The following is a 15,179-nucleotide window of genomic DNA, read 5'->3' on the forward strand; positions in this document are numbered from 1 at the left end:
TCTTCAGGCTTCGCCCTCAGAATGACGTAATAAAGACCAACAGTGTCATCCTGAGCGAAACGAAGTGGAGTCGAAGGATCTATGAAATTAAAAGGGGAGCAAATGATTTCGAAGAAATCACAGAACAAATCCAAGGGTAATTTTATCGAGACTCAAGCAGTCGCATTCTTGATGCGCGAAGGCTATGAAGTCGTGGCCCGCAATTATGCTTACCACGGCGGAGAGCTCGATATTGTAGCCCGTGATGGCTCCACCCTCGTATTTGTCGAAGTCAAATCCGTATGGAACAATCAACAGGGAAATCCCGCAGCCCGCGTGAATGTGCTCAAGCAAAAGAAAATTTGGCACACGGCCTGCCATTTTTTGGCAACGCAAAAAGAGATTGCACCCAAAGGATTTGATGAGCCATGCCGCTTTGATGTTCTGAGCGCCCGCGCTTACCAACAACCGCTCCAATTTGCCCATTACAAGAACGCGTTCGAAGGTTCACAAGTCATTCCGACTGTTTAAAACGCAGCTTTCGCACAGACTTTGTAAACACTAAGAAACATAACAACCTATTTTCAGATTATTCTCATTTGTATCGCAAAACACTACTTTTTGCACCCCCTAATTTTCTAAAATTAAGGTGTTAAACATTTCACCTGCGAAGTTTATTATGCGTTATTCGTTTGTAAATAAAAAGAGTTCCCTCGCCCGCTTGACTGTTGCATTCGGGCTTTTTTTCCTGTTTTCTTGCGCCGGTAACACACCCGATGTAAACACCACGCCCACGAACGAAGTTTCGGGCAACACCGATGGTTCCTATTACGATGATGAATCCTCGGAAACGGATTACACATCCGAAGAACCAGTCGCCCCGAGAGCAACCGGCGGCACCATCGAAACAAGCGGCTATACATTCACCGCACCCGACAATGGTTGGACAATCATCGGTGGCGAGGATAACGCCCCCTATGAATTCTATAACCCGCAAACAGGCCGCCGCGCTGTTCTCGTCGAAGTAACACTCCCCGAGGGCGAACCGTTGCGACTCATGGACCGCGCCCAAATCGAAATGCAGTCCTTTGAATCGAGCGGCAAAAAAGCATCGCTTGCCGAGACTTATCCCGAAGAAGCATTCGGCACCACCGGCGCATTCTTCGATGTTGCAGGCAAGCGCTACGACACGCCTTACGAAGCTGTCGGTCTCGTCATCGGTGCCGGTAACAAAGTCTTTACGCTCACGCTCTCCGCCAACGATGTTCAGCTTACGGCAGGCGCCCTCAAGCAAGAATGGAAAGAATTCTTCGCAACATTCAAACTCAAGGACGTTGTAAAGGAAGCAGTCTCGGAACTTTCTGACGAACGCATCACGCAATACTCTAGCGCAGACCTCGGCTATTCCTGGAGCACCAAGGATACGCTTTGGCACAACTGGACCGGAGTCGCCAAGCAGAACGAAGACCCCGATTTAGTGCTCAGCAACAAGAAAGAAGATATTTCCTTGTTCGTGTATGGAGCCATCGTCCCAAGCGAAGAAGTCAGCCAGCAAGACATGTTCAAGGTTCTCCTCAGCCGCCTCGGACTTTCAATGAACGATCCGTCCATTGAAGTTCAGCGAGTCAAGGTCGGTGACCGCTACGCTCAGGAATTTACCCTCACCCGCGTTGTCAACAACTTCGACTTCTACTACACCGGTCGATTCTTCTACGACAATGGCCGCGGCATCCTCATCGCGACATGGACTCAAGGCATCAATAAAAAGAAATACGTCTCGGTGATGAAGAACGCTGTCGAAGGCCTCAAGGTTGGCGCCATGCCGAAAATGGCAAGCGATGATGAAGCCCGTAAAAAACAGAACAAGTTTAATGCAGCAGTCATGAGCCAAGTGGGTATTCTCCGTTTGCTCGAAGACCAGCCGTTTGTGGCCCTCAGCTACTTTGAACGCGCCAACAAGATGGATCCGGAAGAACCGCTCTACCTCATCAACTGCGGATTTGTGTACCAAATGAAGGAACTCTACGGTCCGGGCATCAGCTACTTTACAAGCCAAATTGACCTTGTGCGCAAGAATGGCAAATTGCTCTCGATTCTCGGCGAAATGTACGAAGCACTGTTCGACTATGGTCACGCTCGCGAATGTGCCGAAGGCGCCCTCCGCTACACCCCCAACAATCCAGAATACGTCATCAACCTGAGTGATGCACTTTGGGGCCTCGGACAACGTCATCAGTCCCTCATCGTCGTGCAGCGCCTCTTTGACACACAGCCCAGTTCCCGTCTCGGAGTCTATCTCGCCAAGACCTACATGGGACTTGACCAATACGCCGAAGCAGTTGATATTTTGTACGGAGTCCGCGGACGTTTTGGCATGAGCAAGGATTTGGGCGAAACACTCATGGACGCTCTCATGTTCCTCGGCCGCTACGAAGAAGCTCGCGCCATCAGCGAAGAAACGCTCGCCAAGGCAAAGAACGACTATAAAATTTGGACAATGCACGGCAAAATCCTCTTCTATAGCCGTAACTACCGCGAAGCAGAAAAGGCTCTCACCAAGGCTCTCTCCCTCCGCCCGGATAACGAAGATGCCAAGAGTTTCCTTTCTGCAACCAAGGCTTATCTCGGCAAGGCAGACAACCGCACGCTTCAAAAGCCGATTACCCCAGTCGAAGATCGCACCGCTGACTTGAAGACGCTTCTCCGCCCGCAGGCAAAGCAGACCGCTGTCGAAGGCGACTTCCCAGCTGTAATCCATTACCAAAAAGAAGCCCTCAAGGCAGAAAAAGGCGCCAATTGGGTTCGCAGCGAAGAAATGCTCCTCGAAGTCTTGGACCAGCGCGGTGCAGCCATCTATCGTGAATTCACGTTCGACTTCTTGCCGGGCTTTGACCGCATTTACCTGAACGCACTCGAAGTTTACGACAGCAATTGGAAACTCAAGCAGAAGGCTACACTCAACGGAGCCTACATCACCTACGCGACAGAAATCGGCGGTGGCAATGAATCACAAACCGCACACTTCCCGCTTTCTGAAATTGCTCCGGGTGACTTCATTTACATGCAATTCAGCCGCACGAATCTCCAGAACAAGGGCATGATTCCGTACACCAACTACGAAAGTAGCCGCGAAGTGCCTGTCGGAGAATCCGTCTTCCGTATTTACGCCGACACAACACGCTTTGTCACTGAAGAATACGGTCCGCTCGAAAAGACCGCCATTAAGGGTGGCATTGAATGGAAGATTGAAAATCCCGTGATTGTCCGCAAGGAACTTTACATGCCCGTGTACCGTGACTTTGGCGCAGGCCTCATGCTCACGGGTAAGCAAGAATGGCGCGACGTTGGCGACGATTACCAGAACCTCATCAGCCACCAGTTCAAGCAGGCCGTCAAGGTTCGCGAGCAAGCGTTCGAAGTGCGCGGCAACAAGATTGGCGATGAAGCCGTCAAGGCTATTATCAACTTTGTCCGTCACGACATCCGTTACCGCGATGTGCGTTTCGGCGGTCACAGCCTTATTCCGCAAACTGCAGAAGTAACCCTCAAGGAACACCGCGGCGACTGCAAGGACATGGCACTCTTGCTCAAGGACATGCTCGAAGCCATCGGCGTCAAGAGCTACCTGACGGCAATCCACCTCACCGAAGAAGGATTCTCGCACTTGCCGACCATCCAGCAGTTCAACCACATGATTCTCTACATCCCGAAGCAGGGTAAGATTAGCGAACGCTGGGTCGATGCTACCGACAAGACCGGAAACGATCGCCCTGTACCGCTTGACATGGAAGGCAAAGTCGCCCTCGTCATCGATGGAGACCAGAGCCACGTTGTAACCACCCCGATTCTCGAAGACAATCAGGAACATCAAATTGCAATCCAGCACGACCTCTTTATCGGCGAAGACGGCAAATGCGAATTCCGCGATTCCGTGCAGCTCCAAGGCAAATTCGCAAGCGCCATCCGTAACAAGTTCTTTGGTCGCGATGTGAAGGACCAGGAAAAGCTCTTGGAACAGTTCCTCGCCGCAGGCGTACCTGATGTAAGCATCGGCAACATCCGCATCGAAAACCTTGAACAGTTCAACAAGCCGCTGATTATCGTGAACACATACTTATCCAAGGGTTACTTCGGTCAAGGCGGTTCCGAACTCAAGGGACGCTTCCCGAACGTGTGGGAAAGAAGCCTCTTTAAGCTCCCGAAAGTTGCAAAGCGCCATCACCCCATCCGTATGCCGCACGAAACTATTTTCAGCTTTAAGTTGAACATCAAGACAGCAAGCGGCCACTCGGTGACCATCACCGAAGCAAAACCGCTCAACCATACTCCAGACTACGTAAGTTTTGAAAAACAGCCGAAGTCCAAGGCTTCTAGCGGAATCAAGTGGACTACGTTCGCGCTCTACGCCGATCCGACCGAATACGAAAAGATTCGCGAAGAATGGAATTACCTCTTGAGCGAAACGAGCCCGATGATTACAGTGAAGTAGGAGTCACAATGCGCGCATTAATACTCTCTGACATTCATGGTTCAGCCTTGGCTGCAAGGCAAGCATTAACGTTCTTTGATAAGTTCAACTGCGACAAGATTATCTTGCTTGGCGACACGCTTTATCACGGGCCTAGAAACCCGCTCCCGGCAGGCCACGGCCCCATGCAAGTCGTCGAAGCACTCGCGCCTTATAAAGACCGCATAATTGCCGTCCGCGGGAACTGCGATGCCGATGTAGATTTGATGATGCTCGATTTTTCTATCGAAAACGAATACAAAGTCATCGAGGACAATGGTTTCCATTTATTCCTGAGCCACGGGCACATCTTTATGCCGGAATGTTTCCCGAAAGATGCGCTGAACGCCATCGAATCTACGGGTGCGGCGCAATCCTCAGCGCAGTCGACAATGCAGTCTAAAGCCGAGGCAAATAAAAAGCCGCAAATCGATGCCTACCTGTTCGGCCATACGCACGTCTGGAAACTCGAAAAGAACTTCCGCGATGTTCTCATGGTCAATCCCGGTTCTACAAGCCTCCCCAAAGGCGGGAATCCACCGACCTTCGGATTCTATGAATGTACGCCAGCAACAGCAAACGAGCCTGCACATGCGAAATTCAGCATACACACGCTGCAGGACGGCTCGGAAATTAAGTCCGTGACTTTATAGAAATACGAAACGGAGATGCCCGATCAAGTCGGGCATGACAACAAAAAGGAAATGTTTTTTACTGTCATGCCGGCCATAGTGCCGGCATCGCCTTTTATACCGTGTAAGATGATCCCGGAATAAAAGCAACCAAGGCGAACGCTGCGAAAATGCACGCATTTTCATAGCTGAGCCGAAGGGCTTTATACTTGTACAAATCCGGGGTGACAATGCGGGCATAACTATGCAGGGGGTATGGCGCACCACCTGCTATTTTTTTCTTACATTTGAGCCATGGTTTTAAACGTAATTTGGCTCGTCTTTTTCTTTGGTGCATTTATCGCATGCATCGTCCAATGGCTCGCATTCGGTGACTCCGGCATTTTCAATAAAGCTATTCTCGGGGCATTCGACATGTCTAAAACGGCTTTCGAAATCGCCCTCGGCCTCACGGGCATTTTGAGCCTTTGGCTCGGCATCCTCAAAATCGGAGAAAAAGCAGGCGCAGTCCAGATTCTCGCCAAGATTGTCCAACCGCTCTTTTCGAGACTTTTTCCGCAAATTCCAAAAGGACATCCGGTTGTAGGCACCATGCTCATGAACATCAGCGCGAACATGCTCGGCCTCGATAACGCAGCAACTCCGATGGGTCTCCAAGCCATGAAGCAGTTGCAAGAGCTCAACCCGAACGAAGACAAGACCGTCGCAAGCGATTCGCAAATCATGTTCCTTGTTTTAAACGCAAGTGGACTTACGCTAATTCCTGTTAGCATAATGACTTACCGTGCCCAGCTCGGCGCCGCAAACCCAAGCGATGTCTTTTTGCCGCTTTTGCTTTCCACATTCTTCAGCACCATCGCAGGTATTTTCGCACTCAGCTTTTTCCAGAAAATCAAGCTCAAGGATCCCGTAACCGTCGCATGGCTCGGCGGCATCAGTGCATGCGTCATCGCCATCATGTTCTACTTTAGTCATCTCACCGCAGAAGCTATCGGCACAACGAGTCTCTTTATTAGCGGAATTGTTCTATTCGGCATTATCGTTGCATTCCTCGGCCTCGCCTGCTATAAGAAAGTCCAGGCATACGAGGCTTTCGTGGAAGGCGCAAAAGAAGGTTTCAATACAGCCGTAATGATTATTCCGAACCTTGTTGCAATTCTCGTCGGTGTTGCAGTATTCCGCGCAAGCGGAGCCATGGATCTTGTAATGAATGGTATTTCAGCATTACTCGGCCTTATCGGAGTCGGAAACGACGTTGTACCCGCCCTCCCCACCGCCCTCATGAAGCCCCTCAGCGGTAGCGGTGCCCGCGGCATGATGATCGATGCCATGAAGAACCTCGGCCCGGACAGCTTTGCAGGCCGTCTCAGTTGCATGTTCCAGGGAGCTGCCGACACGACATTCTACATCATAGCAGTCTATTTTGGTTCCGTGGGCGTGAAAAAGACCCGCCACGCCGTCACATGTGCCCTCATTGCAGATGCTGTCGGAGTCATTGCGGCAATCATTATTGCCTACATATTCTTCCCACCAATCCACTAGTATTTGTAATCAAAATCAAGCGTTCTAAAATGGAATACATCCAAAACATATAAAAAAAATATTTTTTCCCTTTTATGAAATTTTTATTTACATTTAGAGCACTAATTCGGTGTATAATGTGTGGACATTAAGGGGCGGAAATGGACTACGTCATTTTCAGTAGCGTATATAAAGATTTTAGGGATGCTATTCTTGATAATGTGCCTGATATTTCAGCATTGATTAAGCGCGTTTCCAGCGCGATTCCTCCAGTTTGCAATATTCTAAACATTGGTTTCATCAAAATTAAACTTATAGCCCCAAGCTCCATTATATCCAAAGAAGGATTAAACGAAGAAAGAATTGTTTACGAAGATACCACCGGTTACGAGCAGTTCCCCTTAATCCAGACTTATCGAACGGGTGAAAATGGAATGGCCACCATCGAAGTCCGCGCCAAGAAAAACCACAAATTTACAACACCAGAACTCCAAGCTGCAAAACTCGTCTGCGACGACCTTTTCATCATGTTTGGCAGAGCTCGCCTTATGGGAGCAATCCACTATGCAAGCCAAACAGACACCATGACAGGCGCCCCCAACACGGCAAAACTTGTACACCACAGCATTGAGCTTAAATCCAAAAACAAGCTGCAGAATTTCAGCGGCATTTTTATCAATCTCAAGAACTACAAGTACATCAACCAGTCCAAATCCCCCGCTATTGGAGATAAGGGTATTACCATCTTTACGCATACAGTCATGGCAATGTGCCACGATGACGAAATGATTGCAAGACTGGGCGGCGACAACTTTTTTGTTCTTGTCAAAAAAGAGAACAGAGACGAATTCATCAAGAAATTGACCTCGGTGAACATAAACGTTCCGATACCGCAATCACAACCTATCCCGCTTACGCTACAAAGCCGCATGGGCATTTACGATATCCAGCCCAATGATTCGATGAACGAAATCATGCATTGCAGTTCCGTTGCGCTAAACGAGTCCAGAGTCCATCCCGGAAACGACATCGTCTTTTTCACAAGAAACATGCTCGACAAAGCCTACCACGAAAAGGAAATTTCTTCGCTTTTCCGCGAGGCTCTGCGCCGCAAGGAATTTATCGTCTATTACCAGCCCAAAGTGTCCGTCAAGGATCAAAAGCTTTGCGGTTGCGAAGCGCTTGTGCGCTGGAATCGCAATGGCAAAATAATCGCTCCCGTTGAATTTTTGCCGATTCTCGAAAAAGAAGCATCCATCTGCCAGCTCGACTTTTACGTATTCCGCAAAGTATGCGAAGACATCCGCTCCTGGATTGATGCAGGCATGGAACCCGTCCGCGTTTCTTCGAATTTCTCAAGGCACCATCTGCGCAACCCGCACCTTATGGAAAATATCTTGAACATCATGAAGGAATTCAAGATCGATAGCAAGTACATCGAAATTGAACTGACGGAAGCCTCCGATTTTGAAGATAAGGTTTCCATGCAGAAATTCGTAAATGGACTACGCGAGAACAACATTAACGTTTCTATCGATGACTTCGGTACAGGGTACTCCACATTCTCCGCCATCAAGGACTTGAACGTCAACGTCATCAAGCTCGACAAGTCGCTCCTCGACCACATTGGAGACGAAACACACCACGATGAAGTTGTCATCAAGAACATGGTGAACATGATCAACGAACTGAACCTCGAAGTCGTAGCCGAAGGTGTCGAAAACAGCAAGCAGCTAGATTTTCTACAAGACGCAAAATGCTCTACGATTCAGGGATTCCTTTTCGACAAGCCTCTCTCTAAGGAAGAATTCGAAAAGAGACTTTTGAACAAAATCACTTACACGCACATTTCCTAGAAGAACATCCAGACGGCCATCCACAAAACGATAAGCCCGAATTCTATTTCTCTAGAAATTCTTGCCATAAAGCAACAACCGAGAGCAATTTCGGCAATGGCGGCAAGGCGTATCCACGGGGCTTCGGCCCCCGCTTGACAAAGCGAGACATTCCCTACAAGTTCCACCCAAAGCCAGAATGTTTGAGCAAGCACCATAAAGCGCCTGCGGTTTTCGCGAAGTCCGGTCGTAAACACACACAACGCAAGTGCTAGCATACGGAACGGATAATTTTCAAGTACAGGGTTAAACAGATTCCCAACAAAGACCGTATAAAGGCAACTTGTCAGGACAATCAAGAACATCACGAGCGTAATGCGGAACATTCCCTTCATTTTCCAAAGGAACGCCGCAAAAATCAGGCACAAGAGGCATGCCACTGCATTTGCAAACATGCTCATTTTCGATTTCCCCTACGCCTTTTTACGCCAAGATGCACAAAGGGTTGCAAACAGACTAACAAGCAGCTCACGTACGCCCCAAACGGGCCAGCAAGAGTAATCCAGTCCGAAGAAAAATAGCCATACGTTACTGCAGCAAGGACTCCACACAGCACAGGCAAACGAACCACCTTGAATTCCGGAGCCGAAAATGGAGAGTAATACTTTTTCTCTTCCACATCGGGCACTTCGCCATCCGAGTTGCCGCTTTCTTCGCCCATCAGGATTTCATCGTTTTCAAAGAACCGCGAAAGCAAAAAACGCACGCCAAAGAACAAAGCGACAAACAGCGTACCCCCTGCAAACATAAGACTTGCATTGGCAAAATTCGCGTTGGCGAAAAAATGATAATCGTTGTGGTTCACCACGAAATCGCACTTTAGCAAAATACCGAACAAAATACTCAAGACAACTAGCAGGCGTCCCCAGAGGTTTTCGCGAACAACCTCAAAGAACAGCAACTGCGGGATAGCGCAGGCAAATATAAACGAAGCAAAACTGCCCCCGCCCTTCAATAAAATCAACCAAAGGAACAACAGCGACATAAACCAGCTACAGAGCATCAGAAATCGCCCAATCATACGGTTGTAGTAATTCTCGAACGAAAGCAGTATAATCGAATTGGCAAGCCCCATATAGAATACACACGCAACAACGTTCACTGGGAAAAACGAGCCCTGCCATACGGAATTTTCAAACTGCGCAAAGCCAAGCGCAAAAGACGAAACCACCCAAAACACCGTCGGAAGGATAATCCATGCAAGCGGCCGCCTAATCTTTGCGAGTTCCTTGCAGAGCGCCAAATCTTCAGCCGAATCCGCCGCCACAAGATGCGTCACAAAAAACAAAAGCGAGATAAAGCCTACAATACCAATGCTATACACTCCGCTATCGATCATGATTGAGTTCGAATAAAGCATCGCAAGCGCAATAGCGACAACAAGGCTGCACAGGGAGCTCAGTTCCAACAAAAGCGACGTACGCCGGTGGATTTTCACCTTCATGATGAGCAAGAATGCCGAAAGGAGAACACCCGCCTGGGACATTCCCATCCAAAAGATGAAGAGTGTCTTGGGGAATTTCCAGTTACCGCCATTATGCAAAAGCAAATCAACCGAACCATCCCAGAACGTGCCGCCTACAGAAAGCAGGAGCAGCAAGCATAGCGCGATAAAAACAATTGTAACGACTTTGTTGTTCATTGTTAGTTACACCAAGAACGAACCTCCCCCTCTACAATATATTTTTTTATTTTTGATGTCGTTTTTCGCATTTTCAAAAAAGCGACTTTTCATGAGCACTATAGAGATTATCATTATCGCGATTGTCGAAGCGATGGACTGTTTTGCGGTCGCCATTTCGACCGGGCTTTGCAAATCGGGAATCAAGCGCTCGCGCGCAGGGCTCCAGGCTGTTTCTTTTGGCGTTTTTCAGGGCGGCATGACCATGCTCGGATACTTTCTCGGGAGCTTCGCGGAACGCTGGTTCAACACCGTCGGAACACCGATTGCCTGCGGAATCCTTTGCATTTTGGGCGGTCGCATGATTTTTGGAGCCATCAGGGGTGGCGATGAGGCGGTCTCGTGCAAGCACTTAAGCCTCACGAACATTTTGCTTTTGTCCATCGCCACAAGCATCGATGCCTTTGCCGTTGGAATTTCGTTTGCTTTTATGAGCGTCAACTTGAGTTTTGCCGTAAGCGCCATCGCATTTGCAAGTTTTGCAGCAGGGATTATCGGTTTTGAAATCGGACGACATACCGCCAAGCGCTTTAAGACGAAGATTCCCGAACTTATCGCAGGGATTATCCTCATTGCCATCGGCGTGAAGATGTTTATTTAGCAGCCACTCTTTCTATATTGCGTTACATGAGTGAGCAGAAAGATATTGACCGTACCCGCTATTTTGAATTAAAGAAACAACTGGAAGAAGCTAGCCGTCTTTATTACAAGGACGGGGTCTCCCCCATGAGCGACCAGGATTTTGACTTTGAGCTCAAGGAAATGGAAGCACTCGAGGCGAAGTATCCGGAATTGCGCGGCAAGGAATCACTCACGCAACGGGTCGGTAGCGACCTCACCAATGATTTTGCAAAAGTCGCACACGCCGTGCCGATGCTCAGCATTGCAAACGTGTACAGCGAAGAAGAAATGCGCGAATTTGTGAAGGCTGCGGAAGAAGGAATTGCCGATATCGAGAGTTCACTGGATCCTTCGACTCCGTTACACTCCGCTCAGGATGACAAATGCGCCGGGAATGACAAACACAACAGCGCGCAGGGTGAAAAGCGCGCGACGTGGATATGCGAGAGGAAGATCGATGGGGTTAGCCTTTCGGTGGTTTACGAGAATGGTCGTTTGAAGCAGGCGGCGACTCGTGGCGATGGTGCTCAGGGCGATGATGTGACGTTGAACGCCCTCACGATTGCAGATATTCCTGAATATTTTGACGCGAAGAAATTGAAGATTGACCCGTCGGAGATTCCGCTGGGAACGTTCGAAGTCCGCGGTGAAGTCTACATGGAACGCGAAGCATTTGAACGTTTGAACGAGCAGTTCATCTTGGAAAACAAGAAGACATTCCAGAACTGCCGCAATACGGTTTCGGGCTCGCTCAAGCTCAAGAGCGTTGCCGAATGCAAGACGCGCCCGATGCGCTTTTTTGCATACCACATTCCGCAAAGCAACAACAAAACTCACGAAGAGAACTTGAAGCAGCTCAAGCGTCTCGGTTTCCATACGAACGATTATTGGACCGCCGACACGGTCGATGAAATCATGGCGATTTCTGAGAAGATTGGAGCGAGCCGCGACAGTCTCCCGTTCGACATTGACGGCATGGTCGTGAAGCTGAACGATTTGCAACAGCAGCGAGAACTCGGCAGCACAAGCAAGAGCCCGCGCTGGGCCATCGCTTACAAGTTCAAGGCAGAACGTGCCTACACACCGCTTTTGTCTGTAGAATTTCAGGTCGGTCGCACCGGTGCCGTGACGCCTGTCGCAAATCTCTCACCCGTGCGCCTCGCAGGTACAACCGTGAAGCGCGCCACCCTCCACAACTTCGACGAAGTGGCAAGGCTTGACTTGCACTACGGCGACACAGTCGGCGTAGAGAAGGGTGGCGAGATCATCCCGAAAATCACCGATGTCAAGCGCGAGTTGCGCCCCGCAGGAGCCTCCCCCGTCGTTGCCCCCGAAAAATGCCCTGTGTGCGGTGAGCAACTCACGCACATCGACGGCGAAGTGATTCTCCGTTGCGAAAACATGCACTGCCAAGCGCAAGTGCAATGTTTGTTCGAGCATTTCGTAAGCCGTGAAGCGATGAACATCGAAAATCTCGGCCCCGCACTTATAGCAAGCCTCCTTGCCACCGGCAAAATCAAGCGAATTCCGGACCTTTACCGCCTTACGCTCGAAGACCTGGAATCGCAGGAACGCATGGCAAAGAAAAGCGCGAAAAACGTCTTTGATGCCATCGCCGCATCGAAACAGCGCAGCCTCGAAAATCTGTTGCATGGTCTTGGCATCCGCTTTGTCGGCCGCACCAGTGCCCGTAACATCGCAAAGCATTTCCGCACGCTTGAAAAAATCCGCACAGCGACTGTCGAAGAACTGCAAAACGTAACTGACGTCGGCGAGCGCATCGGAAAATCTGTCTACGAATTCTTCCACACGCCGCTTTACACGAACGAAATTGACGAACTCGTAGCGCTCGGACTCCCGACGGAATTCAAGGGCGTTGTCAAGACTTTATTCCAAGGGCAAACGGCGGTCATCACGGGAACGCTCCCGAACATGGACCGCGATGAAGCGCGCAAGCTCATCGAAGAGAATGGCGGCAAGGTCTCCGGTTCCGTCAGTAAAAAGACGAGCTGGGTTTTGGCAGGCGAAGCGGCTGGTTCCAAGCTCACCAAGGCAAACGAGCTCGGAATTCCCGTGCACGACGAAGCATGGCTTATGGCGCAAATTGCTAACGCCGACGAAAGTACTAACGAGGATGCCGGCAATTCAGCCGATAACAGCATCCCCGCTGATGCCGCGAGCAATACAGCAAAGTCCGCTGAAGATCAAATGACGCTGGATCTCTAGTCTTTAAGGCAGCGGACGTTGCAATTCGAAGTCGTTTTCTGAGCGTACTTGGTCAAATCAAATTCATCATGGCGAAGCATATAAATGTATGCAGAGCCTTCTTCATTCATGTCTGCGCTACAGAAATATGCCGAAGTCAATCGACCTGTAAAGAATCCATTTGCAGTTCGGTGTCCCGCATAGATTCCCGTAAAGCCAACAAGATCATCACCGACATGGACTATGTTATCAAATTCCTTGGGATCACTACTTAAAAGAACTTTTCTCGCCGAATAAGAATTGCCGTGGAACCATAAATTGACAAAAACATTGAGTTCATCCCATTCTTTATTAGACGGGACATGGAATCCTTCCGGGCATACATTTTCCACCTTGGCGCTAGCCCCAAGAATACCATCCCATTGATAAAGTCGCCCATACTTTTCGCAATATTCAAGAGAGTCGCCATAGCACCAGCTCGGTTCCACTTCATAGTTCAAGTTTTCGGCCATCCATACTTGATTACCGATTCCAATCGTCTTGTATTCCGAATTGTCGCGGCTATCCACCAAAACACCCTTTACAAGCGAATCTGTCGAATATTTCCACGTGAATTTGTTGCAATAATAAATGGAATTTTGATACTGGTGGTACCCCACATGATTAGCATTACAGCCATAGCCCAAAGTATATTCCATTTCGTTCGAATAGCCCATTTCTCCATTATTGCAATAGAAATAGAGCGTAGAATCGGTTTTACCACGGCGAACTTCTTCCTTTTCACCACACGGATTTGCGATTTTTTCCAGTTCCAGTACAGAACCCGTTTTATCAACATCTGTCGCCTTGCGGAATTTACCATCGACACACACCACTTCAACAGTTGAGTCATTGGGTAGTTTTTGAACAATACCTATCTCACATTTTAGATTACGAGACCAATATGCAATATAATCTTCCTCCGTACCCGTAGCAGCCCAATACAGATAATTTGGATTATCTTCACTCACCTTGCATACAAGATACGAAGGTTTTCCCATGGTCTCCGAAACGAGAACCATACCAAATCTTGAAGAAACACATGCAAATCCTTGTTCAACGTGAGCACTGACCCATTTTCCCTGAAGCGAATCATAGGCATAAGAAAACGATGTAAAATTCGCTTTTATCACTTCACCATCATGACCTTTTTCAATACCATACAATTCCTGAAAAGTACCGTTCGGACATATCCAGCCCGTATCTTTAGAGCACATGTAAGGTCTTTCAAAATAGCGGCTCAAAGGATTTGTAACCTTCTTTACTTCCCCATCGTTCTTGTCGGAACATTCTCCAAGACCATTTGTCTGTCCGAACACATAGCCACTCAGCTTAGTAACAAGGTAATCTGTTTTAGGAATAGACTTTACCCATAAATTTCCTTCTATCATATCAGCATATTTCGTTTTAAACGTATCGATTTTTGCTGAATCCGTTTCAAGCATCCAGAACACAGCAGTATCAGAGCTCAACTGGCTAGAAAGTCTTGTATAGGGGATACGCGAAAGCATTTGCCATACGGCTTGAAGTTCCGCATCTTTTTCGTTCCCTTCAATTTGATTAGACAGTTTAATATCAAGTGAAGTGGACAACATATACTCCATAATTTCATGCTGAGCGGTTCTTTCAGCAGAATCAGAAGGTATTCCCTTTTTCATCAAGTAGAGAATCCTGTTGTACTCCATATTTGTCATAAAATTCACATAGACAGAATCCACCCTGCTCAAGTCTGCAAAGCTCCAATATCCGCTTCTCGACATTTTATTCCTAACACACATTACAATATTAGACGATTGTAATTTGAGATTTTCAAATTTGAATACATTCGGATACGTCACATATGTTGTAAATTCGCGACCGGTCCAAGAAGCACTAGAATCCAGTTCATACAAAGTCACTTCGTACTTAGTGCCACCCCTATCAATAGAATTATAATCTTCACTTGAAATAAAAGACGCAACTCCAACTAATTTGTTTAATTCATATTCAGGAGCATTATCTTCGCTTTCGATATTAACACCTTTAGATACTTCACTACAGCCCATCAAAGCAAGCAAACAAAGCACTATTCCTAAAACATTCAGTTTCATATTCATCTC

General features: G+C 48.3%; 10 protein-coding genes. 7 read left to right on the forward strand and 3 right to left on the reverse strand.

What is annotated here, in order from left to right; all coding sequences use genetic code 11:
- The first annotated feature begins 102 nt into the window (after nucleotides 1–102).
- From BUQ91_RS06845 to BUQ91_RS06865, 5 genes are all read left to right on the forward strand, one after another.
- The gene (locus tag BUQ91_RS06845) at nucleotides 103–510 is read left to right on the forward strand and encodes a YraN family protein (protein ID WP_254842271.1); all 408 of its coding nucleotides are present in this window, start codon (nucleotides 103–105) and stop codon (nucleotides 508–510) included.
- A 148-nt stretch (nucleotides 511–658) separates the two neighbouring features.
- A complete protein-coding gene (locus BUQ91_RS06850) occupies nucleotides 659–4,468 on the forward strand; it encodes a transglutaminase domain-containing protein (protein WP_074208631.1) in 3,810 nt (1,269 codons plus the stop codon).
- Between the two features lie 8 nt (nucleotides 4,469–4,476).
- Nucleotides 4,477–5,139: a phosphodiesterase gene (gene yfcE, locus BUQ91_RS06855; RefSeq protein WP_074208632.1), complete on the forward strand. Its 663-nt coding sequence runs from the start codon at nucleotides 4,477–4,479 to the stop codon at nucleotides 5,137–5,139.
- A gap of 273 nt (nucleotides 5,140–5,412) precedes the next feature.
- Complete coding sequence (locus tag BUQ91_RS06860; RefSeq protein ID WP_074208633.1) at nucleotides 5,413–6,660, forward strand: nucleoside recognition domain-containing protein; 1,248 nt, start codon at nucleotides 5,413–5,415, stop codon at nucleotides 6,658–6,660.
- Between the two features lie 140 nt (nucleotides 6,661–6,800).
- Nucleotides 6,801–8,495 carry a bifunctional diguanylate cyclase/phosphodiesterase gene (locus BUQ91_RS06865; RefSeq protein ID WP_074208634.1) on the forward strand — a complete coding sequence of 565 codons (1,695 nt, stop codon included), beginning with the start codon at nucleotides 6,801–6,803 and terminating at the stop codon, nucleotides 8,493–8,495.
- Here the strand turns inward: BUQ91_RS06865 and BUQ91_RS06870 are convergent.
- Both BUQ91_RS06870 and BUQ91_RS06875 read right to left on the reverse strand, forming a co-directional pair.
- Nucleotides 8,492–8,935, reverse strand: a complete 444-nt coding sequence (locus BUQ91_RS06870) for a hypothetical protein (protein ID WP_074208635.1) — start codon at nucleotides 8,933–8,935, stop codon at nucleotides 8,492–8,494. The two genes, BUQ91_RS06865 and BUQ91_RS06870, sit on opposite strands and share 4 nt — an antisense overlap.
- On the reverse strand, nucleotides 8,932–10,176 hold the full coding sequence (locus BUQ91_RS06875) for a hypothetical protein (protein ID WP_074208636.1): 1,245 nt from the start codon (nucleotides 10,174–10,176) through the stop codon (nucleotides 8,932–8,934). The genes BUQ91_RS06870 and BUQ91_RS06875 overlap by 4 nt, the downstream gene beginning before the upstream one ends.
- 91 nt (nucleotides 10,177–10,267) lie before the next feature.
- Here BUQ91_RS06875 and BUQ91_RS06880 point away from each other — a divergent pair, with 91 nt between their 5' ends.
- Nucleotides 10,268–10,816: a manganese efflux pump MntP gene (locus BUQ91_RS06880; protein ID WP_074208637.1), complete on the forward strand. Its 549-nt coding sequence runs from the start codon at nucleotides 10,268–10,270 to the stop codon at nucleotides 10,814–10,816.
- Between the two features lie 26 nt (nucleotides 10,817–10,842).
- Nucleotides 10,843–13,062, forward strand: coding sequence for an NAD-dependent DNA ligase LigA (gene ligA, locus BUQ91_RS06885; protein WP_074208638.1), 2,220 nt, complete (start codon nucleotides 10,843–10,845; stop codon nucleotides 13,060–13,062).
- On the opposite strand, the gene BUQ91_RS06890 is transcribed toward ligA, so the two are convergent.
- Nucleotides 13,059–15,170: a fibrobacter succinogenes major paralogous domain-containing protein gene (locus BUQ91_RS06890; protein WP_074208639.1), complete on the reverse strand. Its 2,112-nt coding sequence runs from the start codon at nucleotides 15,168–15,170 to the stop codon at nucleotides 13,059–13,061. The two genes, ligA and BUQ91_RS06890, sit on opposite strands and share 4 nt — an antisense overlap.
- Nucleotides 15,171–15,179: the final 9 nt, after the last annotated feature.

Origin of the sequence: Fibrobacter sp. UWB11 (assembly GCF_900143015.1) — a bacterium.
Classification (GTDB): Bacteria; Fibrobacterota; Fibrobacteria; order Fibrobacterales; family Fibrobacteraceae; genus Fibrobacter.